This window comes from Pseudomonas sp. MWU12-2020, assembly GCF_023100605.1.
Taxonomy (GTDB): Bacteria; Pseudomonadota; Gammaproteobacteria; order Pseudomonadales; family Pseudomonadaceae; genus Aquipseudomonas; species Aquipseudomonas fluorescens_H.
Window position 1 is genome coordinate 203,583 of sequence record NZ_JALMEX010000001.1, and the last position, 24,348, is coordinate 227,930.

The 24,348-nt window shown below is 63.0% G+C and carries 20 protein-coding genes and 1 pseudogene; 3 read left to right on the forward strand and 18 right to left on the reverse strand.

Annotated elements, in window-relative coordinates; all coding sequences use genetic code 11:
* Positions 1-18: 18 nt before the first annotated feature.
* The 3 genes from M0814_RS01015 to M0814_RS01025 form a co-directional block, all read right to left on the reverse strand.
* A complete protein-coding gene (locus M0814_RS01015; RefSeq protein ID WP_103486618.1) occupies positions 19-2,652 on the reverse strand; it encodes an excinuclease ABC subunit UvrA in 2,634 nt (877 codons plus the stop codon).
* Positions 2,653-2,835: 183 nt separating this feature from the next.
* A complete protein-coding gene (locus M0814_RS01020; protein WP_103486619.1) occupies positions 2,836-4,947 on the reverse strand; it encodes a PAS domain-containing hybrid sensor histidine kinase/response regulator in 2,112 nt (703 codons plus the stop codon).
* A 133-nt stretch (positions 4,948-5,080) separates the two neighbouring features.
* Entirely contained in the window at positions 5,081-5,770 is a 690-nt protein-coding gene (locus M0814_RS01025) for a GntR family transcriptional regulator (RefSeq protein ID WP_045122485.1), read from the reverse strand.
* Positions 5,771-5,893: 123 nt separating this feature from the next.
* Here M0814_RS01025 and M0814_RS01030 point away from each other — a divergent pair.
* Positions 5,894-5,971: pseudogene (locus M0814_RS01030) on the forward strand (flavin reductase family protein); the annotation flags it as partial.
* Positions 5,972-6,121: 150 nt separating this feature from the next.
* On the opposite strand, the gene M0814_RS01035 reads toward M0814_RS01030, so the two are convergent.
* The 8 genes from M0814_RS01035 to M0814_RS01070 form a co-directional block, all read right to left on the reverse strand.
* Entirely contained in the window at positions 6,122-6,781 is a 660-nt protein-coding gene (locus M0814_RS01035) for a DUF799 domain-containing protein (protein ID WP_003225580.1), read from the reverse strand.
* Positions 6,778-7,146, reverse strand: coding sequence for a DUF4810 domain-containing protein (locus tag M0814_RS01040; RefSeq protein WP_003225593.1), 369 nt, complete (start codon positions 7,144-7,146; stop codon positions 6,778-6,780). The genes M0814_RS01035 and M0814_RS01040 overlap by 4 nt, the downstream gene beginning before the upstream one ends.
* A 28-nt stretch (positions 7,147-7,174) precedes the next feature.
* A complete protein-coding gene (locus M0814_RS01045) occupies positions 7,175-7,861 on the reverse strand; it encodes a CsgG/HfaB family protein (protein ID WP_167734216.1) in 687 nt (228 codons plus the stop codon).
* 268 nt (positions 7,862-8,129) lie between these two features.
* Positions 8,130-11,207, reverse strand: coding sequence for an error-prone DNA polymerase (locus M0814_RS01050; protein WP_103484082.1), 3,078 nt, complete (start codon positions 11,205-11,207; stop codon positions 8,130-8,132).
* The gene (locus tag M0814_RS01055; protein WP_103484083.1) at positions 11,204-12,619 is read right to left on the reverse strand and encodes a DNA polymerase Y family protein; all 1,416 of its coding nucleotides are present in this window, start codon (positions 12,617-12,619) and stop codon (positions 11,204-11,206) included. The genes M0814_RS01050 and M0814_RS01055 overlap by 4 nt, the downstream gene beginning before the upstream one ends.
* A gap of 7 nt (positions 12,620-12,626) precedes the next feature.
* Entirely contained in the window at positions 12,627-13,244 is a 618-nt protein-coding gene (gene imuA / locus M0814_RS01060) for a translesion DNA synthesis-associated protein ImuA (protein ID WP_003225600.1), read from the reverse strand.
* On the reverse strand, positions 13,244-13,861 hold the full coding sequence (gene lexA, locus M0814_RS01065; protein ID WP_003225601.1) for a transcriptional repressor LexA: 618 nt from the start codon (positions 13,859-13,861) through the stop codon (positions 13,244-13,246). The genes imuA and lexA overlap by 1 nt, the downstream gene beginning before the upstream one ends.
* 38 nt (positions 13,862-13,899) lie before the next feature.
* Positions 13,900-14,817 (reverse strand): LysR family transcriptional regulator, encoded by a 918-nt coding sequence (locus M0814_RS01070; RefSeq protein ID WP_103484084.1) that lies wholly within the window; start codon positions 14,815-14,817, stop codon positions 13,900-13,902.
* A 103-nt stretch (positions 14,818-14,920) separates the two neighbouring features.
* On the opposite strand from M0814_RS01070, the gene M0814_RS01075 reads away from it, so the two are divergent.
* Together M0814_RS01075 and M0814_RS01080 are read left to right on the forward strand one after the other, a co-directional pair.
* Positions 14,921-16,663, forward strand: a complete 1,743-nt coding sequence (locus tag M0814_RS01075; RefSeq protein ID WP_103484085.1) for an amidohydrolase — start codon at positions 14,921-14,923, stop codon at positions 16,661-16,663.
* A gap of 184 nt (positions 16,664-16,847) precedes the next feature.
* On the forward strand, positions 16,848-17,585 hold the full coding sequence (locus M0814_RS01080) for a TorF family putative porin (protein ID WP_103484086.1): 738 nt from the start codon (positions 16,848-16,850) through the stop codon (positions 17,583-17,585).
* A gap of 55 nt (positions 17,586-17,640) precedes the next feature.
* On the opposite strand, the gene M0814_RS01085 is transcribed toward M0814_RS01080, so the two are convergent.
* The 7 genes from M0814_RS01085 to M0814_RS01115 all read right to left on the reverse strand — a co-directional run bounded on the left by M0814_RS01085 (position 17,641) and on the right by M0814_RS01115 (position 24,347).
* Positions 17,641-17,919 (reverse strand): DUF971 domain-containing protein, encoded by a 279-nt coding sequence (locus tag M0814_RS01085; protein WP_003225603.1) that lies wholly within the window; start codon positions 17,917-17,919, stop codon positions 17,641-17,643.
* Positions 17,916-18,878 carry a HEAT repeat domain-containing protein gene (locus M0814_RS01090; protein ID WP_103484087.1) on the reverse strand — a complete coding sequence of 321 codons (963 nt, stop codon included), beginning with the start codon at positions 18,876-18,878 and terminating at the stop codon, positions 17,916-17,918. The genes M0814_RS01085 and M0814_RS01090 overlap by 4 nt, the downstream gene beginning before the upstream one ends.
* On the reverse strand, positions 18,875-19,723 hold the full coding sequence (locus M0814_RS01095; protein ID WP_103484088.1) for an ABC transporter ATP-binding protein: 849 nt from the start codon (positions 19,721-19,723) through the stop codon (positions 18,875-18,877). The genes M0814_RS01090 and M0814_RS01095 overlap by 4 nt, the downstream gene beginning before the upstream one ends.
* Complete coding sequence (locus M0814_RS01100) at positions 19,723-20,505, reverse strand: ABC transporter permease (RefSeq protein ID WP_047597727.1); 783 nt, start codon at positions 20,503-20,505, stop codon at positions 19,723-19,725. Before M0814_RS01100 ends, M0814_RS01095 begins: the two co-directional genes overlap by 1 nt.
* A gap of 139 nt (positions 20,506-20,644) precedes the next feature.
* Entirely contained in the window at positions 20,645-22,069 is a 1,425-nt protein-coding gene (locus M0814_RS01105; protein WP_177434749.1) for an ABC transporter substrate-binding protein, read from the reverse strand.
* A gap of 276 nt (positions 22,070-22,345) precedes the next feature.
* Positions 22,346-22,591 carry a ferredoxin family protein gene (locus M0814_RS01110; RefSeq protein WP_003225615.1) on the reverse strand — a complete coding sequence of 82 codons (246 nt, stop codon included), beginning with the start codon at positions 22,589-22,591 and terminating at the stop codon, positions 22,346-22,348.
* A 25-nt stretch (positions 22,592-22,616) separates the two neighbouring features.
* Positions 22,617-24,347 carry a fumarate reductase/succinate dehydrogenase flavoprotein subunit gene (locus M0814_RS01115; RefSeq protein WP_103486390.1) on the reverse strand — a complete coding sequence of 577 codons (1,731 nt, stop codon included), beginning with the start codon at positions 24,345-24,347 and terminating at the stop codon, positions 22,617-22,619.
* Position 24,348 lies beyond the last annotated feature (1 nt).

Consider the following 24,348-nt stretch of genomic DNA (forward strand, 5'->3'; position numbering starts at 1 on the left):
CCGGTTGGAACACCTTGGCTATCGGCTCAAGGCCCGCGCCAGAAACGGCGCCGTGCGGCTCTTCTTGCTCGCCGCCACTTTTTGCGGCGTGCCCGCCACAACAATCCTGCCGCCCTGATCCCCGGCCCCCGGGCCGATGTCGATCACCCAGTCACTCTGCGCCACCACGCGCATTTCATGCTCGACCACGATCACCGTGTGTCCTGCCGTGACCAGCGTATCCAGTTGCTCCAACAACCGATCGACGTCCCGCGGATGCAGCCCGGTGGTCGGCTCATCCAGCACATACAAGGTCGCGCCACGCTGATTGCGCTGCAACTCGGTGGCCAGTTTGATCCGCTGCGCTTCACCCCCCGACAACTCGGTGGCCGGTTGGCCCAGACGCAGATATCCGAGGCCAATATCCCTCAGCACCTCCAGCGAACGACGAATCCCCGGTTGCTCGGCAAACACCTCGACCGCCTCATCCACGGTCAGTTGCAACACCTGCGCGATGCTCAGGCCTTGCCACTCAATCGCCAACGTCTGCGGGTTGTAGCGCGCGCCATGACAGGTCGGGCACGGCGCATACACGCTGGGCATGAACAGCAACTCGACGCTGACAAAACCCTCGCCCTCGCAAGTCGGGCAGCGGCCCTTGGCGACGTTGAAGGAAAACTGCCCGGCGTCATACCCCGCCGCCCGTGCCTCGGGCGTGGCGGCGAACAGCTTGCGCACGTTGTCGAACAGCCCGGTGTAGGTCGCCAGGTTGGAGCGCGGCGTGCGGCCGATGGGTTTCTGATCGACCTGCACCAGGCGCTTGATCGTCTCCAGCCCCGCTGTCACCTGACCGCTGCTGGCCTGTGGCGCATCGTCTTCCAGACTGAGTTCTTCCGGCTCGTCCTCCACCACCGGCCGCCCCAGTTGCGCGCCGACCAGCTCCAGCAACGCCTGACTGACCAGACTCGACTTGCCCGAACCGGAAACCCCGGTCACCGAGGTGAAGCAGCCCAAGGGAAATTCAGCGCTGAGGTTGTGCAGGTTATTGCGGCTGATGCCATCGAGTTTCAGCCACCCGGTCGGCTTGCGCACAGTGCGGATCTGCCGCTGGCTTTCAGCGAACAGATAGGCGCGGGTCTGCGACGCTGCAATCTCGGCCAGCCCGGCCGGCGGGCCGCTGTACAACACCTGCCCACCCTTCTCGCCCGCTGCCGGGCCGACGTCGATCAGCCAGTCGGCGCGGCGCATGGTTTCCAGATCGTGCTCGACCACAAACAGCGTATTGCCGTCGGCCTTCAAGCGCTGCAAGGCTTCGAACAGCGCCTCGCCATCGGCCGGATGCAGACCGGCGGACGGCTCGTCGAGCACATAGATCACGCCGAACAATTGCGAACCCAATTGCGTCGCCAGACGCAGACGCTGCAGCTCGCCGGACGACAGCGTCGGCGTACTGCGCTCCAGCGCCAGATAACCGAGACCCAGATCGGTCAGGGTGCTGACCCGTTCCAGCAAGTCCTCGGCAATCCGTTGCGCCGCCAGGCGTTTTTCTAGCGACAGGTTCGGTGTGTGGCGCACGTCCGGCGCACTTGCATGGCCGCTGGCGCCACGAGCGACACGCTGCTGGCGGGCTTCGCGGGTTTGCGCATGACTGAGGGTTTCGCCGCTTTCCTCGGACTGCTGCAGATACGTTGCAGCTGCGACTGGCCGCAGTACTTCGGCCACTTGCAGCAACGGCATCTGCGACAGTTCACCGATGTCATAACCGGCAAAGGTCACCGACAACGCTGCACGCTTGAGGCGCTTGCCGTCGCACAACGGGCACGGGCTGCCGAGCATGAACTGCGAAACACGCTTCTTCATCAGCGCACTTTGCGAGTGGGTAAAGGTGTGCAGGATGTAGCGGCGGGCGCCGGTGAAGGTGCCCTGATAACTCGGCTCCATCTTGCGTTTGAGGGAAACCCGGGTTTCTTCCGGGGTCAGCCCGGCGTACACCGGCACGGTCGGGGTTTCTTCGGTGAACAGAATCCAGTCGCGCTGTTTTTTCGGCAGTTTCTTCCAGGGGATATCGACGTCGATGCCCATGGTCACGAGGATGTCGCGCAGGTTCTGCCCTTGCCAGGCCAGCGGCCAGGAGGCCACGGCGCGTTGGCGGATGGTCAGGTTCGGATCGGGCACCATCAACGCCTCGGTCACCTCATAGACTCGCCCAAGGCCATGGCACTCGGGGCACGCACCCTGTGGCGTGTTCGGCGAAAAATCCTCGGCGTAGAGCATCGGCTGCCCCGGCGGGTAACTGCCGGCGCGGGAATAGAGCATGCGGATCAGGCTCGACAGCGTGGTCACGCTGCCCACCGACGAACGCGTGCTCGGCGTGCCACGCTGCTGTTGCAGGGCCACGGCCGGCGGCAGGCCTTCGATGGAATCGACATCCGGCACGCCAACCTGGTCAATCAGCCGCCGCGCATACGGCGCCACCGACTCGAAATAGCGCCGTTGGGCTTCAGCGTACAAGGTCGAAAAGGCCAACGACGACTTGCCCGAACCGGATACACCGGTGAACACCACCAGCGCATCGCGAGGGATATCGACGTCGACGTTTTTCAGATTATGTTCCCGGGCGCCACGCACCCGGACCATGCCGGTGGGGGCCTTGGAATTACGCTTGGAAGTCATTGGCTATCCCTGCAGAAAAATTTAGGGGCGAAGCTGAACCCTGTGGTGAGGGGATTTATCCCCGATCGGCGGCGCAGCCGGCGCAGTCACTGCAAATGCCATATAGCTGGAAAAATGCAGGGGAGTGCTGCGCACTCCATCGGGGATGAATCCCCTCGCCACAGAGAATTGGGCATTAGCCAGTCAGGCACTCAGCACCGAACGAATCATCTGCAACAACGCCTGCGGGCCATACGGTTTGCCCAGCAAGTGCGTGTCCGGGCTCAACTGGTGGTTGCCCGAGATGATGTCGCGGGTGTGGCCGGAGGTGAACAGCACCGCCACTGCTGGCCTCTGCACCTTGGCCCACGCGGCCAGATCAGAACTTTTGATCAGCCCCGGCATCACCACGTCGGTGAAAATCAGATCCACCTTCGCGCCGTCCAGCAGCATCTGCATCGCCACGTCGCCATTGCCGGCGGTCAGCACGCGGTAACCCTCTTCGCGCAGCAACTCCACGGCCGAGGCGCGCACCGCGTCGTTGTCCTCGACCACCAGAATGGTTTCATGGCCGCCACCCTGCTGCTTGCCGAGGCTCGGTGACTCTTCGAGGATCGGGCGCAGGCTGCGCGGAAAGAACAATTGCACCCGAGTGCCTTCGCCCACGGTGCTTTCGATCTCGACGTGGCCGCCACTCTGTTTGACGAAGCCGAACACCATGCTCAAACCGAGCCCGGTGCCCTGACCATCGGCCTTGGTGGTGAAGAACGGCTCGAACACTTGCTCGAGCATTTGCGGTGCAATGCCGACGCCGGTATCGCTGACCATCACCCGCACGAAATCGCCGGCAACGATGCCTTTGCCGGTGCAAAAGCTGCTGTCCAGCCGAGTATTGACGGCGCTGAGGACAATGGTGCCCTCGCCCTTCATCGCGTCCCGGGCGTTGATCGCCAGGTTGAGAATGGCGTTTTCCAGTTGATTGCGGTCGACGTTGATGTGCCACGGCTCATGCGGCAACTGCACGTCGATTTGAATGGTCTCACCGAGGGCGCGTTGCAGCAGTTCGCCAACACCATCGAAGATCTGCCGTGGATCGCAGACCGCCGGTGACAACGGCTGACGCCGGGCGAAGGCGAGCAATTGCGACGACAGCTTGGCCCCACGCTCGACCGCCGCCAGCGACGCGCTGACCCGCCGTTGCACGTTGGCATTGTCCGGCTCATGCCGCGCCAGCAGGTGCAGATTGCCGGCGATCACCTGCAGCAGGTTGTTGAAGTCGTGGGCCACGCCGCCGGTCAGTCCGCCGATGGCTTCGAGCTTCTGCGACTGGCGTAATTGCTCCTCGGCCGCCAGTCGCGCCCCGACTTCATCGGCCACACGCTGTTCCAGATTGCGGGTGAATTTGAGGAGGGACTCTTCGGCGTTCTTGCGCTCGTGAATGTCGATCAACACCCCGGGGAATCGAAACGGCGAACCGTGTTCGTCGAACTCGCAGGCGCCGCTGGCCAGCACCCACAGATAACTGCCGTCCGGGCGCTGTACCCGGTACTCGGCATTGTAGGGCTCACCGGTCTGCAGCGAATGGCTGACCCGATCGTTCACCCACGCCAGATCATCCGCGTGGATCCGCGCTTCGCAGTAGGACTGCGGCAGATTGCTCAGGTCCTGATCCGGTGGATACGAAAACGTGCGGGCGAAACGCTCGTCCGCCGACAACACATTGTTCTTCACATCCCAGACAAACGAGCCAAGCAAAGCCCCGGCATTGAGTGCCAGACGCACCCGCTCGTTGTCGGCGCGATAGGCATCTTCAGCCGCCTGACGCAGGCGCTCGGAGCGCACTAAGTCGGTGGTCTCGACCACCATCGCCATTACCCCGGCCGGCACACCGTCATCGTTGGCCACCGGGCTGTAATACAGATCCATCCAGACGTCTTCGGGCACGCCATCACGCAACAGCACCAGTTCCTTGTTGCGAAACGACAAGGTGCCACCCGCCAGACAGGTATTGACCACATGCCGATTGAATTCGGCGACTTCCGGCCAGCCCAGTTCCACCGGCACCCCCAGCAGATACGGGTGGCGGCCACCGGCAAACTGCGAGTAGGCGTCGTTGTAGATCATGTAGCCGGCGCGGCCCCAGAGCATCACCATCGGCAAGGGGGACGCCAGCATCAACTGCACGGCGCTGCACAGACTGGCGGGCCAGGCGTCCAGCGGGCCGAGTTCGGTCTGACTCCAGTCGAACGCACAAATGCGCCCGGCCATCTCGCCTTTCCAGCCCTCACAACCGTGGCTATCGGATAAAAACTGCATCGATTGACTCGGTGTCCTGTGGTGTTTGCCCGATACATCGCGACGGCAGAACGCCGCGACGCCCGTCTGTTTCGAGCGTCACCGGCCGTAATGGTTTCATTAGGTTATAGCCGATTTCACACCGGGTTCGGCTTTAAACCCCGATCAGGTGCTTGAGCGGATGGTAGCCAGTTTTCATCTTCGCCGCGACGTCGAGAATCGCCTTCTCGATGCCGTTCAAATGCGTGCAGGTCAGTTCGATGGCGGCGCTCTGGTCACCCGCTTCAATGTATTCGATCAGGCGCAAATGTTCGTTGTCGCGGCAGGCTTCATGGCTGTCGTCATCCAGCGCGGCGACGTACAGCGAGGCGCGGGAAATCAGCTTCTGGAACCAGTCGAGCAGCACCGGGTTATTGAGGCTGCGCGCCAGTTTGAGGTGGAACTCGCCGAGCAGGTAAATCAGTTGCTCGTGATCGCCCGCCGCGTGGGCTGCGTCTTCCAGTAGCAGGTGCTCGCGCAAGACCTGCATGGCGGCGGTGTCCTTGCGCCGACAAAGTTCGGTGACCATACCGATCTCGATCAGCCGACGGGTTTCGAACAGCGAGCGGATCTCTTCGTTGCTCGGCAGCGACACCGATGCACCTTTATTGGGCTCGGTGGTGACCAGCCCCTCGGCTTCCAGTTGCTTGAGCGCGGCGCGTACCGACGTGCGGCTGACATTGAACAGTTCGGCCAGCGACGCTTCGCCCAGCTTCATCCCCGGACGCAGCGAACGCTTGCTGATCGCCTGGTAAATCCCTTGGTAGACGCGGTCGACCGTGGTTTCCAGTTTCTTCTCGGTCATTCGAACACTCCTTTAGCCTCGGGCGAACACGGTGTTCCAGCGTTATGCGCCGTTGCACAGATAGGTGTGGCGCAGGATATCGCCTTCGGCGTCGAGATGCAGGGTCTGGATACGATTGGTCGGCGGGATGATTTCGATTTGCCGACCCGCTCATTGCAAGCGTGGACGGAAGCACCGGGCGTTGGCGAGCGGTTTTGGCCGACGCCAAATAAATCGGCTGCGAAACGCCTTCCCCTTGTGGGAGCGGGCTTGCTCGCGAAAGCGGTGTGTCAGTTGGCAAATAAGTGGCTGACACACCGCTTTCGCGAGCAAGCCCGCTCCCACAGGAGATTTCAGGCGTGCCGATAATTGTCAGTCAGTACCGTACTTCGGCGAACGCGGGCCATACAGCAGGCCTGCGCGCTGACCGGCCGACAACAGGCGATTGCTCGCCACGCCGGCAATCGGGTATCCGGCATCGGTCGAACTGTTGATCACCTGCTTTACCGCGGCGGTGATCAGCATGCCGACCAGGCCGCCACCACTGTTGTTGCCGCCCTCTTCGCTCGACGCCCGTGCCGAACCGGTCCACAGCGTGGTGCCGGATTTCAGATCCACCAGTCTGGCGGTGGCGGTCACGGCGGTTTCGCTGCTGATGACCATGTAGCGCGTGCCGTACTCGGTCACGGTGATGTACAGCGCAGCGTCGGCGCCGAAGATTTCCTTCAGCTTGTTGGCCGGTGCCTGATGAATGTCATCCGGGGTGGTCAGGCCGTTCTGGCGGAAGGTTTCGTCCACCAGGGTGATCGGCAGCACGTAGTAACCGGCTTCAGCCAATGGGAACGTCACCTGCGACAGCAAGCTGTAGGAAGCCTTGACGTCCGGCGAGGTGTTCAGCGGTGGCAGCACCAGAATGGTCTTCGGGCGCGCCTGTTTGTACGCCGAATAGTCGACGGTTTTCGGTGCGACGCAGCCACCGAGCACGGTCAGGGCCAATCCGGCGGCCAGCAGTTTAAGGGTACGCGAGATCATTTGGCGTCTCCGGTCTTGGCGTTTTTAAGCAGAAAATCCATGTACGGGCCGGACTCGGGGAACAGCGCTTTCTCGGTGCGGAACTGCTGCACCATCTGATCGTCCTTGCCCATGCTCAGGTACAGCAGGCCCAGGTGCGCGTGGTAACCCGGCGGCACGGCCTTGCCGGTGGAACGGATCTTCTGCAGGTCGCGCTCCAGCACTTCGGCCTGAGCTTCTTTTGGCTCTTCGCCTTTGAAGTATTCGTAAACCTGCGGCTGGTAGTCTTCCCACTGGTACAGGGTTTTCGGGCTGCTGCAACCGGCCAGCAAGGCGCTGGCGGCCAGCGTCAGGGCCAGCAGCGACCGCGACAAAGTCAGATTCATGGGTGGTGCTCCTTGCAATGAATAGCGATCAGTTACCCGGTTTCCAGGCACCGGCGTTCATGCCATCAACCAGACGATTGATCGCCTCGCGCATGGCCAGATCGAGGACTTTGCCGTTGAGGGTGGAGTCGTACGCAGCGGTGCCGCCGAAGCCGATGATTTCGCGGTTGGACAAGGCGTACTCGCCGGCGCCCTGGGTCGAATACACCACTTCGGAGGTGCTGATATTGACGATGTTCAGGTTGACCTTGGCGTAGGCAACCTGGGTCTTGCCACGGCCGAGAATGCCGAACAGCTGATGGTCGCCGGTTTCCTTGCGGCCGAACTCGGTGACGTCACCGGTGACCACGTAGTCGGCGCCCTTGAGGCGCTGGGCCTGGCCCTTGATCGCCGCTTCCTGCTGGATCTCGCCCATGTTGTCGCGATCCAGTACCGAGAAACGGTTGGTCTGCTGCAAGTGAGTGATCAGGATGGTCTTGGCCTGGCCGCCGAGACGGTCGACGCCGTCGGAGAAGATCCCGCGCATGTAGCTGGAGCGGTTATCGAACTTGCCCACCGCCATCGGTACGCGAGCACCGGTCCAGACTTGCGTGGCGCTCTCGACCTTGGCCACCGGCAGTGCGCGGGAGCTTTCGGTGGCGCAGCCGGCAAGGGAGCCGGCGATAGTGCCGAGCACGGCAATCGCAACGCCTGAGACCAACATCCGGGAGATCATTCTCACTGTGCATTCCTTCTGAAAAAAACGGTGTGTCCCGGCACGGCAAGGCGGTGGGGAGCGGAAAAGGGGCGGCATTATGACAAAGTGCCATCATTGGCGACAGATATTTTTGACGCCAATGAATTGGCTTGTCTGGACACACACAAATCCCCTGTGGGAGCGGGCTTGCTCGCGAAGGCGTTCTGTCAGAGACATTTGTGCTGACTGACACACCGTCTTCGCGAGCAAGCCCGCTCCCACAGGGGGGATTTGTGGTGTTCTGGGTTTAGTGAAAATCGCGGCTCTGCACGCGAATACCATCCAGCAGCGAACTCAGGTCGCTCAGCCGTCCGGCGATCAAATGCCGCACTTCGCCCTCGCGCTCCCAGCGGCCATCGACCCTGAGCAATTGCGAGCCGACCAGCACCTGACGCTGACGCTCGGCCAGATCGCGCCAGACCACCACGTTGACGTTGCCGAACTCGTCTTCAAGGGTGACGAAGGTCACGCCGCTGGCAGTGCCCGGTCGCTGACGCCCGGTGACCAGCCCGGCGATGCTCACCGGCCGACCGTGTTCGACGTCCAGCAACTCCTGCGAACTGCGGCAACGCAGCGCCTTCAGTTCACCACGCAACAGCGCCAACGGATGCGGCCCCAGCGTGGTGCCGATGGTCGCGTAATCGGCCTGCAGGTCTTCACCGACACTCGGTTTGGGCAGTAGCACATCGGGCTCTTCCTGGCTCGGCAACCCGGCAAACAGGCCCAGCTGTTTCTGCACCCCGGCCACTTCCCAGCGTGCGCGATGCCGATGCCCGGCCATGCCGCGCAACGCGCCGGAGTCAGCCAACAGCGCCTGGGCGCGACTGTCGAGCGCGGCCCGCTCGCCCAGATCGGCGACATCGGCAAACGCCCCGCGCGCCCGCGCCGCTTCGATGCGCCGGGCGTCATCCTCGCGAAAGCCCTTGATCATCCGCAGGCCCATGCGGATCGCCGGCTGCGCGCCGCTGATCGGTTCCAGGCTGCAATCCCAGTCGCTGGCGCGCACGTCCACCGGACGGATCTGCAACTGATGCCGGCGAGCGTCCTGAAGGATCTGATCCGGGCTGTAAAAACCCATCGGCCAACTGTTGATCAACGCGCAGGCAAACGCCGCCGGTTCGTGGCACTTGAGCCAGCAACTGGCGTAGGTCAGCAAGGCGAAACTGGCGGCGTGGGACTCGGGAAAACCATAGCTGCCAAAACCCTTGATCTGCTCGAAGATCTGCGCGGCGAATTCCTCGGTGTAGCCGTTTTTCTTCATGCCGGCGGCGAGGCGTTCCTTGTGCGGCTCCAGGCCGCCGTGGCGTTTCCACGCGGCCATCGAGCGACGCAACTGATCGGCCTCGCCGGGACTGTAGTCGGCCGCAACGATGGCGATCTGCATCACCTGTTCCTGAAACAACGGCACGCCGAGGGTGCGTTTGAGCACCACTTCCAGTTCCGGCGAGGGATAGGTTTCCGGCTCTTCCTTGTTGCGTCGGCGCAGGTACGGATGGACCATCCCGCCCTGAATCGGCCCTGGGCGGACGATCGCCACTTCAATCACCAGATCGTAGAACTTCGCCGGTTTCAGCCGCGGCAGCATCGACATCTGCGCCCGCGACTCGATCTGAAACACGCCGATGGTGTCGGCGCGGCTGATCATCTCGTAGGTCGGTTTGTCTTTGTCTGGAATCGTCGCCAGGCTCAGATCGAGATGGCGATGACGACGCAGCAGATCGAAGCAACGGCGGATGGCACTGAGCATGCCGAGGGCGAGGATGTCGACCTTGAGCAGCCCGACCGCATCGAGGTCGTCCTTGTCCCACTGAATGATCGTGCGCTCGGCCATGGCGGCATTTTCCACCGGCACCAGCGTATCCAGCGGCTGCTCGGAAATCACGAAGCCGCCAGGATGCTGCGACAAGTGTCGGGGGAAGCCGATCAGTTGTCCGGTCAGGCTCAGCACCCGACGCAGCACCGGGCTGTCGGGGTCGAAGCCGCCTTCGAGCAAGCGCGCCAGTGGCGGTGTTTCGTCGCTCCAGTGGCCGCAGCAATCGGCCAGTGCATTGATCTGATCCGGCGGTAGACCGAGGGCCTTGGCCACGTCACGCACGGCACCGGCGGCGTGGTAGGTGCTGACCACCGCCGTCAGCGCCGCACGCCGCCGGCCATAACGGCGGAACACGTATTGCAGGACTTCTTCACGGCGTTCGTGCTCGAAGTCGACGTCGATGTCCGGCGGCTCGTTGCGCTCTTTCGACATGAAACGCTCGAACAGCAGCGTGGTGCGATCCGGGTCGATCTCGGTGATGCCCAAGGCATAACACACCGCCGAGTTAGCCGCCGAACCGCGGCCCTGACAGAGAATCTGCTGATCGCGGGCAAAGCGCACCACGTCGTGCACGGTGAGGAAGTAGCTTTCGTAGCCGAGTTCGGCGATCAGCTTCAGTTCCTTGTTGATCTGCCTCAGCACCTTGAAGGGCGCGCCTTTTTTCCAGCGCCAGGCGATGCCCTCTTTAGTCAACTGGCGCAGCCAGGAACTGCCGGTGTGACCCTCTGGCACCAGCTCTTTCGGATATTGATAGCGCAACTCGCTCAGCTCGAAAGTACAGCGCCGGGCCAGTTGCACCGAGGCGTCGAGCAGCACCGGCGGATACAGCTCGCGCAACACCTCGAGGCTGCGCAGATGCCGCTCGCCGTTGGGGTGCAGGCGCAATCCGGCCTCGGCCACCGGGACGTGATGGCGGATCGCGGTCATGGTGTCCTGCAGTGCGCGCCGGCCACGGGCGTGCATGTGCACATCGCCGCTGGCCACGGCGAGAATCTGCAGCTGGTCCGCCAGGTTAAGCAGTGCCGCCAACCGACGCTGGTCGTCCTGCCCGCGATGCAGCTGCACCGCCAGATACAGGCGCTCGCCGAAGGTCTGCTTCAGCCAGCGCCCCTCCTCTAGGTCATCGACGCTGTCCGGCACCCACAGCGTGAGCAAACCCGGCAACGGCTCGCTGAAGTCCTCGCGCAGCACTTGGTACTGGCCCTTCTGCGTACGCCGTCGGGCCTGAGTGATCAAGCCGCACAAGGTCTGATAGCCCGCAAGGTTCTCCACCAGCAGTACCAGTTTCGGGCCGTTGTCGATGCGGATTTCGCTGCCGATGATCAGCGGCAGTTCAACCGATTTCGCCGCTTGCCAGGCGCGAACGATCCCGGCCAGCGTGCACTCATCGGTGATCGCCAGCGCCTGATAGCCGTGCTTTTTCGCCCGCTGGAACAGCTCAAGGGCACTGGAGGCGCCGCGCTGGAAACTGAAGTTCGACAGGCAGTGCAGCTCGGCATAGCCGTCGTTCATGCAAACCAGCCCTGCAGCCACAACGGACCGCCCTCGCCCACGGCCCGATAGGCCCAGCCCTGCTGACCGGCACGGTTCTGGATCAGGTAGTAATCACGGCGCACATCGTCACCGTCCCACCAGCCGGATTCGATGCGCTCGGGGCCCATGAGGATCCGCGCCGAACCTTCCGGCACGCTTTGCGGCTCGCCGAGCAGCCAACCCGGACGCTGCACGCTCGGCAAACCTGTGCAACGTTGCTTGTCGACAGCGTTCTGCCAGGCGCATTCCGGGCGATGGTCTGCCTGAAAGCGCAGGCCCTGCACCGCGTCATCACCGAGCCGTGCACGCAGGCGTTCGCGCAATTGCTCCCAGGGCAAGGTCTGTTGCGGACGGTCATCGAACAGTTCCTGACACTGCGGCACAAAACTCGGCAGATCTTCGGCACGCAGACGGAAGCCGCGCACCGGGGCCTCGACCAGGACTTGCTCCAGTCGTCCACGGGCCAGTTCGAAAAGCATCGCCGGATCGCGCTCGGCGCTGAGCAGGCCGACCTTGATCAGCGTGTCCGGCAGCCCGGCGTGTTCCAGATGCAGGTCGAAACGCTGCACGCCGCTGTCACGCCCGCAGAGGAACGCCGACAGGTCCGCGGTCAAACGCCGTAACGGGAATAGCAGCGCCTGATGAGATTGCACGTCGAAATTCAGTTCGATGCGCACATCGAAACGATCCGGCGGCAGATAGAACGCCAAGGCCAGCGGCCGTGCCCCGAACAAGGTGTCGAGATGCTTGAGCATCGATGCTTCGAAGCGCCGGGCCAAGGCCTGACGCGGCAGGCTCTGCAGTTGGTTCAGGTTGCGCAGGCCCATACGCGTCAGCGCGGTGGCGACCTGCGGCTCCAGCCCGACGCGGTCGACAGGCAACTGCCCGAGGTGATGCTGCAGGGCTTCGCCGTCCGGTACTACAAGGCCGTCGTAGGCGTTGGCCAGCACCCGCGCCGCCACCGGATTGGGCGCGGCGACGATGCGATGGCGGAAACCCAGTTCAGTCAGTTCCTTGCGCAGCCGCGCTTCGAACTGCGCCCAGGAGCCGAACAGACCCAGGCTCGACTCGATCTCGAACACCACGGTGCGCGGGTAATGCACGCTGACCTGCGCGCTGAACCGGTAAGCCCACGCGGCGAGAAACTGCTGCCAGCGCTCGACCTCGGCCAGGTCGTAATCGGCGGTGGCAAAGCCTTTGCTCAGGGCTTGCGCGGCGGTCATCGACTGACCGGCGCGCAGGCCGAGTTGACGCGCCGCCGGATTGACCGCTTGCAGCACGCGGCGCTGGGCCGGGCCACTGAGCAGCACCAACGGCTCAGCGGGATCGGCACGCTGACGCAGCACCGCGTCGAGGGCCAATTGCGGGAACAAAATACACACCCAGCGCATGACGACCTCAATGCCCCACGGCAAACGCAATCGGCGCCGTGCGCGCCAGTCCGCCACGGCACTTGAGCACGCGCAACTGGGCCGGTCTGGCGTCGATGGCGATGCGCAACGCGGCCGGCGAGGGATTGATCGCCTCGCTCAACGGGCGCCAGGCAAACGCCAGGGTCTGGCCGGTTTCCGCCGCCACCTGCAAGCGCCGCAACGCGCGGTCATCGGCCTTGTGCGGCCAGCACAGCACCGCGCCGCAACTGCCCGAGCGCAGGCATTGTTCCGCCGCCCACAAGGCATCGCGCTCACTGGCCTGAATCACCGACAACTGACGCAGATCGACCCCGGCGTTCGCCCACGCCTGCGGGTACGGCACGAACGGTGGTGCCACCAGCACAATGCGCTCGCCCGCCGTCGACAGCCGCGCCAAGGTCGGCCACACCAGTTGCAGCTCGCCAACCCCGGGGCCGGCCAGCAGGATTTCGCTCAGTGCCGCTTCCGGCCAGCCACCGCTGGGCAGTGCCGCATCCAGCGCGGCATGGCCGGTGGGTTGCGGGCTGGCCGTCGGCGGCGCAGGCCGGCCCTTCCAGACCTGGCCGCCATTGAACAGCGTATCGAGTGCAACGACGGCGCCCATCAGCCTTGCCTCACCAGACCGCAAAACACGCCTTCGATGGCCAGGTCCTGATCATCGCGCACGACAATCGGCTGGTACGCCGGGTTGCGCGGCAGCAGCCGGACCTCATCGCCGACGCGCTCGAAGCGTTTGATCGTCACTTCGCCATCGAGCCGCGCCACGACGATCTGGCCGTTGAGCGCTTCGGGATTGCGCCGCACACCGACCAGATCGCCGTCGAGAATGCCGTCCTCGATCATCGAGTCGCCCTGCACTCGCAGCATGTAGTCGGGGGTACGGGAGAACAGCGCCGGGTCGAGCATCAAGCGGCTATGGATATCGGCATCGGCACCGATCGGCGCACCGGCGGCCACCCGGCCGAGCACCGGAATATCCAGGAGCTCCGGCCGCGCCGGCTGCCCGAGCAGGCGAATGCCCCGGGCCTGATGCGGATTGACCTCGATAAACCCGGCTTCGGTAAGCGCCAGCACATGCTTGCGCGCCACGCTGCGCGAGGCAAAACCAAAAGCCTCGCTGATTTCAGCGAGGCTTGGGGGCTGACCGTGTTCGGCGATGCGTTCGCGGATAAAGGTCAGGATGGCGGTACGGCGGGGAGTCAGATTGGTCATGGAGTACATTTGTACTCTTTCGCATTTTTGCTGGCAATGACCGCCAGTCAGTTCAATCCACGCTCGGCCAGAAATGCCGAGATGTAATCGATGAATGCGACGACCTTGGCCGTGGCCCGCCGATGGCTTGGGTACACCGCAAGAATGTGCGGGCCGAAGGTGTCGGGGTCGATTTCGTAGTCAGCCATGACCCGCACCAGACGCCCATCGGCAATGTACGGCGCGGCGCTCCACAGCGGCGTGTGCAGCAAGCCGCGTCCGGCCAGCGCGCTGGCCAGCAACAGGTCGTAATTGTCGCTGCGCAAGCGCGGCGCCGTCGGTTGCGCCAGGCTCAGGCGCTGGCCGTCGCGTTCGGCCCACCAGAACTCGCGGCTGAGCAACGGATGCTGATACAGCAGCCATTCATGCTGTTCGAGGGTTTGCGGGGTGACCGGCAACCCTTTGCGCGCCAGATAGTCCGGGCTGCCGCACAAGGCCAGACGGTTGCTGCCGACCACCCGGGCAATCAGCCCCGGCAGGTCGTCATGGCCTTCGCGCAAGGCCAGGTCATAGCCGCTTTCCAGCAGATTGACGAACGCGTCGCACAGATCCACTTGCAGGCGGATCTGCGGGTATTGCTGCAAAAAGCCGTCACACGCCTGATCGAGAAAAGCTCGCCCGTACGCCAACGGTGCAGTGATTTTCAGGCTGCCGCGCAGACCGTGCTGCAACTGCTCGATTTCCTCGCTGGCCTCCTCCAGCCGCTGCAACACCAGCCGCGCGGTTTCCAGATAGACCCGGCCGATTTCGGTGAGCAGAATCCGCCGTGTGCTGCGCTCGAACAGTCGCGCGCCGAGTTCCGTTTCCAGGTGATTGACCGCTTTGGTCAGGGCCGACGGAGTCTTGCCCAGTTGCTCGGCCGCACGGCTGAAACTGCCGAGCTGTGCGGTGACCACGAACATTTTCAGTGCACCCAGCTTGTCCATGCTTTTTCCATTCAGGCAAAAACGTTTTTCGTGAGGAAGGCGTTCTGTCGGCCAGTGTCTGCCACTAATCTGGCCATCAGACGCAATAACAAGGAAATCTTCAATGAAAAGATTCATCCCGAGCCTGCTGGTTACCGCTATAAGTTTTGCCTCGATGGAAGCCATGGCCGCCACCGATCTGGTACTGGTCAACGGCAAGATTTTCACTGCCGACCGCACGCAACCGGAGGTGCAGGCGCTGGCCGTGGAAAACGGCAAAGTGCTGAAAGTCGGTAGCGACGCACAGATCAAGGCGCTGATCGAGCCCGGCACCCAGGTCATCGACCTCGGCGGCAAGACGCTGATGCCGGGCTTGATCGACAGCCATTCCCACGCGATTTTCGGTGGCCTGGAAATGGTCTCGGCCAACATGGAAGACGAAGTCGTCGCCCTCGACGAACTGGAAAAACGCCTGCGCGCCTGGCGTGACGACGGCAAGGCCAGACATGGCGATGTGCTGAGCATTGCCGGCATGAGTTCAGCGTACTGGGCGCAGGCCGAAGCGCTGGGCAAAACCTTCAACCACGGCGAATGGGCTGACGTGCCGGTGGTGTTCACCGGCAGCGATCACCACACCGCGTGGGCCAACAACGTGATGCTCAAGCGCGCCGGCATCGACGCGGCGTTGCTCAAGACCCTGCCCGCTGCGGAACAAGACACGATCGGCAAACTGGCCAGCGGCGAGCCCAACGGCTTTCTGGTCGATGCCGGCTGGGACCGGGTCGCCGCGAAAATGCCGGTGCCGAGCCCGACCGATATGCTCACCGCGGCCAAATCCGCTGTGCGCTTCAACAACAGCCTCGGCATCACCGCGTGGATGGACCCCGCCGCCAACGCCGCACCGGGCGAGCCGGTCTTCGCCCTCAAACCCACCGAGAAAACCGTCGGCGTGCTGCCGGCCTACAAAGCGCTGTCGGAAAGCGGCGACATGAGCGTGCACGTTGCAGCGTTGCTGGTCGCCAACCCGAAAAGCCTGCCGGCCGATCTCGATACGCTGGATAAGGTGCGCCAGCAATTTCAGGGCATCCCCAACCTGACCCTGCCCGGAGTCAAGATCTTCGCCGATGGCGTGATTGAGTACCCGGCGCAGAGCGCGGCGATGATCGATCCGTACCGCAACTCGCACAAACAGGGCGAGCTGCTGATCGACCCGCAGCATTTCGGCGAACTGGTCAGCGCCATTGACCAGCGCGGCTGGCTGGTGCACATCCACGCCATCGGCGACCGTGCGGTGCGGGAATCAGTCAATGGCGTCGAACGCGCGCGCAAGGATCGGCAGAGCGGCATTACTCACTCGATCACCCACCTGCAAATGGTCAATCCAAAAGAGTTCGCCCGCTTCAAACCGCTGAACGTGGTCGCCTCGATGCAATTGCTGTGGGCCAGCGCCGATGACTACACCACCGACATGATCAAGCCCTACGTCAGCGCCCTCGCCTTCCGCTATCAATACCCGGCGCACTCGCTGCTGAAACAGGGTGCGACGATTGCCGGTGCCAGCGACTGGCCGGTGTCGTCGCCCAATCCGTTCAACGCCATGGCCCAGGCCATCACCCGCGTCGGCCCGTTGGGGGTGCTGAATGCCGACGAGCGTCTGGACCGCGAAACCATGTTCTACGCCTACACCGCCAACGCGGCGCGGACCATCGGCCTCGACCAGCAGATCGGCTCGCTGACGCCGGGCAAACAGGCCGATTTCATCGTGGTCGACCGCGACGTGTTCAGCGTCGACGAAAAAGCCCTGCATGACACCCAGGTTCTGCAAACTTGGTTTGGTGGGCGTCAGGTCTACACCGCCGCCCAATAACAACAGGATCCCTCCCTCTTTTGTGGGAGGGGGCTTGCTCCCGAAGGCGTCCGGTCAGCAAACATTTCGATACCTGACCCACCGTCTTCGCGAGCAAGCCCGCTCCCACAGGGACTTTCACCCTACCCAAGCATTTCCACTGCATTTTCCAGCCCCCATAACAATCACAACATCGGGACTTCACATGAAAGCCTTGCCCTTGCTCGCCCTGAGTTCCTTGAGTCTGTTGCCCCTGAGTAGCCACGCGATCCCCTTGAACGACGACTTCGCCGTGCTGGTTGACCTGACTCTGGCCAGCGACTACCGGACCCGCGGCATCTCGCAAACGCAGAACGACCCGGCCCTGCAAGCCGGCCTGACCCTGACGCACAGCAGCGGTTTGTACGCGGGTGCCTGGAGCTCCAACGTCGATTTCGGCGGTGGTCTGAAAACCCGTCAGGAAATTGATTACTACGCCGGCTGGCTGTGGCAGGCCACCGAGGACGTCAGCCTCGATCTGGGTTACCTCAAGTACGCCTACCCCAAGGAAAGCCAGTTCAACCAGAGCGAGGTCTACGGGATTCTCGGCGTCTACGGGGTGAAGCTGGCGGCGTATTACTCCAGCGATGCGCCGGGGGTCGACAGCAAGCAGAGCTCGCTCTACACCTATGTCGGTTATGAAACCGGGCTGCCGTTCGATTCCGGGCTGAAACTGCGTTACGGCAACATGGACTTCAAGGACCCGCACCTGTACTCGGCGTCCGGGCATGGCGAGAACAGCTATCGCGAATGGGAGGTCAAACTGACCCACAATCTGGCCGGGGTGGTGTTGGGCCTGAGCTACATCGACACCGATCTGTCGCAGAGCCAGTGCCTGAGCAACTGGGGATTCAAGGATATGTGCACCGCCACTGTCGTCGCCAGCCTGAGTAAATCCTTCTGAAAATCACGATTCCCCTGTGGGAGCAAGCTTGCTCCCCCAGATGATTGTGGTGAAGCTAAGAACCAAGTTGTGCCAGGTAGTCCCAAGGGTAGATCCCGCGTTGATGGCCGTCGCTGAACACCAGTTGTACGCCATACCCCTGCGGGTTGATCTCGATCAGACGAACACGGTCATCCACCAGCGGAGTAACGCCTTTCAGGCGAAACGCACGGCATTGCGAGCACGGGCACTGGCGGCGCAGTTCGGCGTGATTGAACAGCGACTCGCGGCCGTTCGGCCAGCTCAGGCGCAGGGTCTGCTCGCTCTGCGAATTGCCCAGCGACAGCGGGTTCATTGCAGCTGACTCAAGGCAATCCGCACCGCTTTGCGCACTTCCGGATCACCGTCATCCTGCGCCGCCTGCAACGCCGCCACCGCGCCGCGATCATTCAACTCACCGAGGGCCAGCGCGGCTTCCTTGCGCAGGTTGCTGATGCGATGGCCGAGGGTTTCGATCAGAGCGTCCAGCGCCGGTGCAAAACGCAAACGACCGAGGCTGCGAGTGGCGCGCAAGCGCACTTGCCAATAGTCATCGCCGAGGGCGGCGATCAACGCCGGACCGGCGTCGCTGTGGCCGACTTTGCCCAGCGTCGTGGCCGCTTCTTCGCGCACTTGCCAGGCAGCGTCCTGCAGCGCCTGACGCAGGGCCGGCAGCACTTCGCCACCGGACGCCAGACCGAGGGCACCGGTGGCGGCGCGGCGCACTTCGGTGTCCGGGTCGGCGCTGGCCAGTCGCGCCAGGGCCGGCAGTGCGTCGAGCTGTTTGAGCCAGCCCAGAACGCCCACGGCTTCGCGGCGTACGTTGGCATCGGCATCGTTCAGCGCGGTAATTGCAGCCGGTGCGGCCTCGGCGAAACGCAATTCACGCAGAGCACGGAACGCGGCGATTCGCACACTGACTTCGGCGTGATCGGTCCACGGCAGAATCACCCGGCCTGCCGCTTCGGTTTTGAGCAGACTCAGGCTTTGCGCGGCGGCTGCCTGCACGGCCGGAGACGGATCGGTCAGCGCCCGGCACAGCGCAGCCACCACCGGTTCGTCCTCCCAGGCTTCCAGCAGCCGCGCGGCTTCGGCGCGGACCTCTTCGGCGGGATCTTCGCTCAGTTTTTCAACCAGCCACAGCAACCCGTCCGGCTCTTCCAGATCAGCCAGTTCGATCAGGGCAATGCGCCGTACACCGGCATCGTCAGCGGTCAGACGCGGTTGCAGGGCAAGGATGTCGTCGTTATCGGTCACAGCAAAAAATGAGGTCATAGGGCAAATCGCGGCAAAGGGTTTTCGGGAGGCAGGCCGAGCGGGTTGAGGCGCGGCAGCGGTCGGGGGTTGTCGTGGCGCAGCAGGTCGAGGCAATGGCGTTTGAGGCGGGAGAATTCGGGGCTGGTCACCAGTTCGCTGGTACGCGGACGCGGGAAGTCCAGGCGCAGGTCCTCGATGATTCGCCCCGGTCGCGCGCTCATCACCAGCAAGCGATCGGCGAGAAACAGCGCCTCGTCGATATCGTGAGTAACGAACACCACGGTGGTGCGGATGCGCGTCCAGATGTCCAGCAGCAGTTCCTGCATGTTCAAGCGGGTCAAGGCATCCAGCGCACCAAACGGTTCGTCCATCAACAACAGCCGTGGACGGTTGACCAGCACCCGCGCGATCTCGACCCGTTGCTGCATGCCGCCGGAGAGCTGATCGGGCCAGCGTTCGGCGAAGCCGTCGAGGCCGACCAGTTTGAGCATTTCGTCCGCCGCGCGATGGCGCTCAGCCTTGCCGATGCCGCGCATCTTCAGGCCGAAAGCGACGTTGTCGCGCACCGTGCGCCACGGAAACAGCGTGTGATGCTGGAACACCATGCCGCGCTGCGGCGACGGCCCGCAGACCTCGCCGCCATCGACTTTGAGGCTGCCGGCATGGGCTTGCAGGTGCCCGGCCAGTGCACCGAGCAAGGTCGATTTGCCGCAACCGGACGGGCCGAGAATGCACACGAACTGGCCCGGCTCGATCTGACAATCCAGCCCCTGCACGGCCTCGAAAGCGTGTTGGCCTTCGCCGAGAACGATCGACAACTGGCGAATATCGATCCGCCCTTCGGGGGTTTGCATTGCGCTCATCAGGCTTTTCCTCGTGGTCGGTGCCAGGGCGTGAACAGCCCGCCCAGACGCTTGATCAGCAGACTGCTGCCCATGCCCAGCACACCGATCAGCAGCATGCCGACGACGATGTCGGCGTAGTTCTGAATGGTGTAGGACTCCCAGGTGTAGTAACCGATGCCGAACTGGCCGGAGATCATTTCCGCCGTGACCAGACAGAACCACGAGGTGCCCATGCCGATGGCGAGGCCAGTAATGATGCTCGGGGCGGCACCCGGCAAAATCACTTCCAGCAGAATCGCCCGACGCCCTGCCCCAAGGCTTTTTGCCGAGGCGATCAGCCGTGGGTCGACGCCTTCGACGCCGTGCACGGTGTTAAGCAGGATCGGGAACAGCGCCCCCGTAAAAGTGATGAAGACCATCGACAGCTCCGACGACGGGAACATCAGGATCGCCAGCGGAATCCATGCCACCGCCGGGATCGGGCGCAGCACTTCCAGCGGTGGCAGCAGCAGGTCTTCAGCCCATTTCGAGCGGCCGATGGCGAGACCCAGGGCGATGCCGATGATCAATGCCGCGAGATAGCCGGCGAACACGCGGCTGAGGCTGGCGGTCAGGTGTTGCAGCAACTTGCCGGAATCGCCCAGACCCAGCGCCGCTTCGATCACGGCCAGTGGGGTTGGCACGTTGGCGAAGGTGACCAGGCCGAGGTTCCAGTGGTGGCTGGCGGCGAGTTGCCAGAACAGCAGGCAGAGCAGCAAAGAAGCGGCCCTTGGAACCCAGCGCTTAACAGAACTGAACATAAATATTCCTTTCAACCGAGATCCCCCTTGTGGGAGCGGGCTTGCTCGCGAATGCGGGGTGTCAGGCAATCATTTGCTTACTGATACACCGCATTCGCGAGCAAGCCCGCTCCCACAAGGGAATGTGGTGTGCCTAAGATCAGCGGGCAGCTACGGCCTGGGTCGTGGCATCGGTGAAGTCGAAGACCTTGCCACCCTGCGCCGCCGCAAATTGCTGGGCCTGGCCCTTGAGCAGGAACGCGCTCAGGCGGCCCTTGGCATCACTGGCGAACCACGCCTGATCGGCGAGCAACTTGATCCCGCTGTCACTGGCCTGGGCATACACCGCGCGGATGTTTTTGCCTTCCTGCTTCAACGCGGCCAACGCAGTGAAAGCGGATTCCGCCGAGGCGTACTGGCGCACCTTGTCTTCGCCGCGCACCCAGATTTCGGCGACGTGGCTGAAGTCAGTGATCGCTTTGCCGCTGGCCGCATCCAGCGCTTTCAACGGTGTTTGCGCGTAATTGGCGAGTTGCGCGGTGTAGTCCAGATTCGAGGCCTTGAAGGCGGCGCGGATGTACTGATCGTCGATGAAGGTGTTGAGGTCGAGGCCGCGATCAGCCTTTTTCAACAGCTTCAGGGTATCGATCGCGGTGCCAACGGCCTGACGATATTCCGGCTTCCAGCTCAGGTCGCGGGTCTGTACGCCGAGCGGGCCGTGGAACAGGTAGTTGACCTCGGCATCGACGCCGGTGACTTTGGCGATCAGCTCGCTGTATTTCTCCGGCTCGGCGGCGAGCAACTGGTTGGCTTCGATACTCGCGCGCAGGTAGGCGACGACGATTTCCGGGTACTGTTTCGCGTAGGCCTGATCCACCAGTGCACCGTGGAAAGTCGGCGCGTTGGCCTGAGCACCGTCGTAAATCTTGCGGGCGAAACCACGGCTCGGGAACAGCTCGGCGAACGGCACGAAATCGGCGTGGGCGTCGATCTTGCCGGCCTGCAACGCGGAGCCGGCGACTTCCGGTGGCTGAGCGATGATGTTCACGTCTTTCAGTGGATCCCAGCCCTGCTCCGCCACCGCGCGCAGCAGCATGCCGTGGGCGGTCGAGGCGAACGGCACCGAGATGGTTTTGCCCTTGAGTTCGCTCAGCGCCTGCACCCCGGACGCACTCGGCACCACGATGCCGTTGCCGCTGCCCTTGATGCTGCCCGACAACACGCTGATGAACAGGCTGTGCTTGCCGGCGGTTTCGAACGCCACACCGTTGAACGCGCCAGGGAAATCGGCCATGGCGCCGAAGTCGAGTTTGCCGGCGACCATTTCGTTGGTCAGCGGCGCGCCGCTGGTGAAGTTCTTCCACTGCACGTCGTATTTCGCGTCTTTATAGGCGCCGTCGTGCGGCAGGTATTTGTCGAGCAGACCGAGTTCACGAATCAACAGTCCGCCGGCGGCGCAGTTGATGGTGGTGTCCTGGGTGCCGATGGCGATACGGATGGTTTCGGCCGAGGCCGACAGGGTGAATGAAGCCAGTACCAGACCGGCGATTGCTGCACGCAACATGAGTGTTTCCCCTCGAATCATTTATAGGATGTTCGTCTCCGCCGCGATCAGGGCGCGGTGGGAAACGAGGGGTTTCGGTGAATCCAGCGTCCGGGGTTTCCGGATGGCTTTGGGTTGTCTGGGCGGGCCTCTTCGCGAGCAAGCTCGCTCCCACAGGGTTTTGGCGTACTCAATTTGTGCAGTAACTCGATCCATTGTGGGAGCGAGCTTGCTCGCGAAAGCGGCGTATCTGTCGACATCATTGCTAAATGACCCACCGCTTTCACGAGCAGGCTCGCTCCCACATTTCGAGCAGGATCAGCGCAGGAGATAAGGGATGTCGACTTTTACGGCACCGGTCGGACAATCCTTCTCACACGGCATGCAGTACCAACATTCATCAAATGCCATGTAGGCCTTTTGTGTGGCCGGGTTGATCGCCAGCAGGTCCATCGGGCAGACGTCGACGCACACGGTGCAGCCTTTTTCGGCGATGCATTTGTCCTCGTCCACGGTGACCGGGGCGTTGGAGCGGAAGAAGATTTCCTGGGCTTGATAGGCCATGGTTCGGACTCTCTCTGGTGATGCATCAAGCGGCGAACGCGCCCACGCGCAAGCGGTCGTAAGCCTGCATTTCTTCGGCATCGAGCGGGATGATGTACGGCTCGACGGGTTTCTTGAAACTGGTCATGCGGCCGTCTTCACCCTTCTTCAGATGGCAATGGCAGAACCACTCGCTGTCGTTGCGCTGCGGGTGATCGACGCGGTAGTGGTACAGGCCCCAGCGGCTCTCGGCGCGGAACAGTGAAGCGCGTGCGGCCATTTCTGCGCAGTCGCGGATCACGCTGGTTTCCATGGCGCGCATCAGCTCGTGAGCGTTGTTGGCTTTCATCTGCTCGAGGTCGCGTTCGATGTCGCTGAAGCGCTGCAGACCGATCTGCATTTTTTTGGTCACTTTCGGCGGTTGCAGGTAGTCGTTGACGAAGCGCCGCAGCTTGTACTCGACCTGCGCCGGCGGCAGCCCGTGTTCGCGATCGAGCGGTGCGTAGACCCGCGCTTGCTCCTTTTCGATCTGTGCGGCATCCAGCGCGGAAAACTCGCGCCCGGCGACAAAATCCGCCGCGTTGTGCCCGGCGAACCAGCCGTAGGTGAACGCGCCGAGCATGTAGTTGTGCGGCACAGCGGCCATGTCACCCGCCGAGTACAAACCTTTCACCGAGGTCTCGGCACGCTCGTTGACCCACACCCCGGACGCCGAATGGCCGCTGCAAAAACCGATCTCCGAGATGTGCATCTCGACCATCTGCGTGCGGTAATCGGTGCCGCGATTGGCGTGGAACTGGCCGCGACTCGGGCGTTCGTTGCTGTGCAGGATTTCCTCGATGTTCTGGATGGTTTCCTCGGCCAGGTGATCGAGTTTGAGGAACACCGGGCCGTTGCCGCTTTCCAGTTCCTGGTGGAACTCCCACATCATCTGCCCGCTCCAGTAATCGCACTCGATGAAGCGTTCGCCCTTGTTGTTGGCGGTGTAGCCGCCGAGCGGGCCGGTGACATAGGCGCAGGCCGGGCCGTTGTAGTCCTTGATCAACGGGTTGATCTGGAAGCATTCGAGGTTCGCCAGCTCGGCCCCGGCGTGATACGCCATGGCGTAGCCGTCGCCGGCATTGGTCGGGTTCTCGTAGGTGCCCATCAGGTAGCCCGAGGACGGCAGGCCGAGGCGCCCGGCCGCGCCACACGCGAGAATCACCGCTTTGGCCTTGATCACATGGAAGTCAGCGGTGCGGCAATCGAAGCCCATCACGCCGTTGACCGTGCCCTCCTCGTCGGTGAGCAAACGGGTGCAGACCAGGCGATTGGTGATGCTCACCCGCGCGCGTTTCAACTGGCGATAAAGCACCTTTTTGATGTCGTGCCCTTCCGGCATCGGCAGCACGTAGGCACCCATGTGGTGGACTTTTTTCACGGCGTAATCACCGGTTTCGTCCTTCTCGAACTTCACGCCCCAGCGGTCGAGTTGCTCGATGGTTTCGAAACTGTGAGTGGCGTAGGCGTACACCGCCGCCTGATTGACGATGCCGTCATTGGCAATGGTGATTTCCTTGGTGTACTGCTCCGGCGTCGAGTGGCCGGGGATGATCGCGTTGTTCAGGCCGTCCATGCCCATGCTGATCGCGCCGCTGCGCTTGACGTTGGCCTTGTCGACCAGCAGCACGCGCAAATCACGGTTCTTCTCTTTGGCCTTGATCGCCGCCATCGGGCCGGCGGTGCCACCGCCGATCACGACGATGTCGTATTCCTGTTCTAAGGTCTTGCGGGTCATG

What these genes read in the sequence shown, in the direction of transcription:
- M0814_RS01045 (WP_167734216.1), bottom strand. Translation starts at nt 7,861, where the DNA reads ATGATCTCCCGGATGTTGGTCTCAGGCGTTGCGATTGCCGTGCTCGGC.
- M0814_RS01025 (WP_045122485.1), bottom strand. Translation starts at nt 5,770, where the DNA reads ATGACCGAGAAGAAACTGGAAACCACGGTCGACCGCGTCTACCAAGGG.
- M0814_RS01070 (WP_103484084.1), bottom strand. Translation starts at nt 14,817, where the DNA reads ATGGACAAGCTGGGTGCACTGAAAATGTTCGTGGTCACCGCACAGCTC.
- lexA (WP_003225601.1), bottom strand. Translation starts at nt 13,861, where the DNA reads ATGTACTCCATGACCAATCTGACTCCCCGCCGTACCGCCATCCTGACC.
- M0814_RS01110 (WP_003225615.1), bottom strand. Translation starts at nt 22,591, where the DNA reads ATGGCCTATCAAGCCCAGGAAATCTTCTTCCGCTCCAACGCCCCGGTC.
- M0814_RS01075 (WP_103484085.1), top strand. Translation starts at nt 14,921, where the DNA reads ATGAAAAGATTCATCCCGAGCCTGCTGGTTACCGCTATAAGTTTTGCC.
- M0814_RS01105 (WP_177434749.1), bottom strand. Translation starts at nt 22,069, where the DNA reads ATGATTCGAGGGGAAACACTCATGTTGCGTGCAGCAATCGCCGGTCTG.
- M0814_RS01085 (WP_003225603.1), bottom strand. Translation starts at nt 17,919, where the DNA reads ATGAACCCGCTGTCGCTGGGCAATTCGCAGAGCGAGCAGACCCTGCGC.
- M0814_RS01090 (WP_103484087.1), bottom strand. Translation starts at nt 18,878, where the DNA reads ATGACCTCATTTTTTGCTGTGACCGATAACGACGACATCCTTGCCCTG.
- M0814_RS01095 (WP_103484088.1), bottom strand. Translation starts at nt 19,723, where the DNA reads ATGAGCGCAATGCAAACCCCCGAAGGGCGGATCGATATTCGCCAGTTG.
- M0814_RS01040 (WP_003225593.1), bottom strand. Translation starts at nt 7,146, where the DNA reads ATGAATCTGACTTTGTCGCGGTCGCTGCTGGCCCTGACGCTGGCCGCC.
- M0814_RS01020 (WP_103486619.1), bottom strand. Translation starts at nt 4,947, where the DNA reads ATGCAGTTTTTATCCGATAGCCACGGTTGTGAGGGCTGGAAAGGCGAG.
- M0814_RS01100 (WP_047597727.1), bottom strand. Translation starts at nt 20,505, where the DNA reads ATGTTCAGTTCTGTTAAGCGCTGGGTTCCAAGGGCCGCTTCTTTGCTG.
- imuA (WP_003225600.1), bottom strand. Translation starts at nt 13,244, where the DNA reads ATGGGCGCCGTCGTTGCACTCGATACGCTGTTCAATGGCGGCCAGGTC.
- M0814_RS01055 (WP_103484083.1), bottom strand. Translation starts at nt 12,619, where the DNA reads ATGCGCTGGGTGTGTATTTTGTTCCCGCAATTGGCCCTCGACGCGGTG.
- M0814_RS01035 (WP_003225580.1), bottom strand. Translation starts at nt 6,781, where the DNA reads ATGATCTCGCGTACCCTTAAACTGCTGGCCGCCGGATTGGCCCTGACC.
- M0814_RS01115 (WP_103486390.1), bottom strand. Translation starts at nt 24,347, where the DNA reads ATGACCCGCAAGACCTTAGAACAGGAATACGACATCGTCGTGATCGGC.
- M0814_RS01050 (WP_103484082.1), bottom strand. Translation starts at nt 11,207, where the DNA reads ATGAACGACGGCTATGCCGAGCTGCACTGCCTGTCGAACTTCAGTTTC.
- M0814_RS01080 (WP_103484086.1), top strand. Translation starts at nt 16,848, where the DNA reads ATGAAAGCCTTGCCCTTGCTCGCCCTGAGTTCCTTGAGTCTGTTGCCC.
- M0814_RS01015 (WP_103486618.1), bottom strand. Translation starts at nt 2,652, where the DNA reads ATGACTTCCAAGCGTAATTCCAAGGCCCCCACCGGCATGGTCCGGGTG.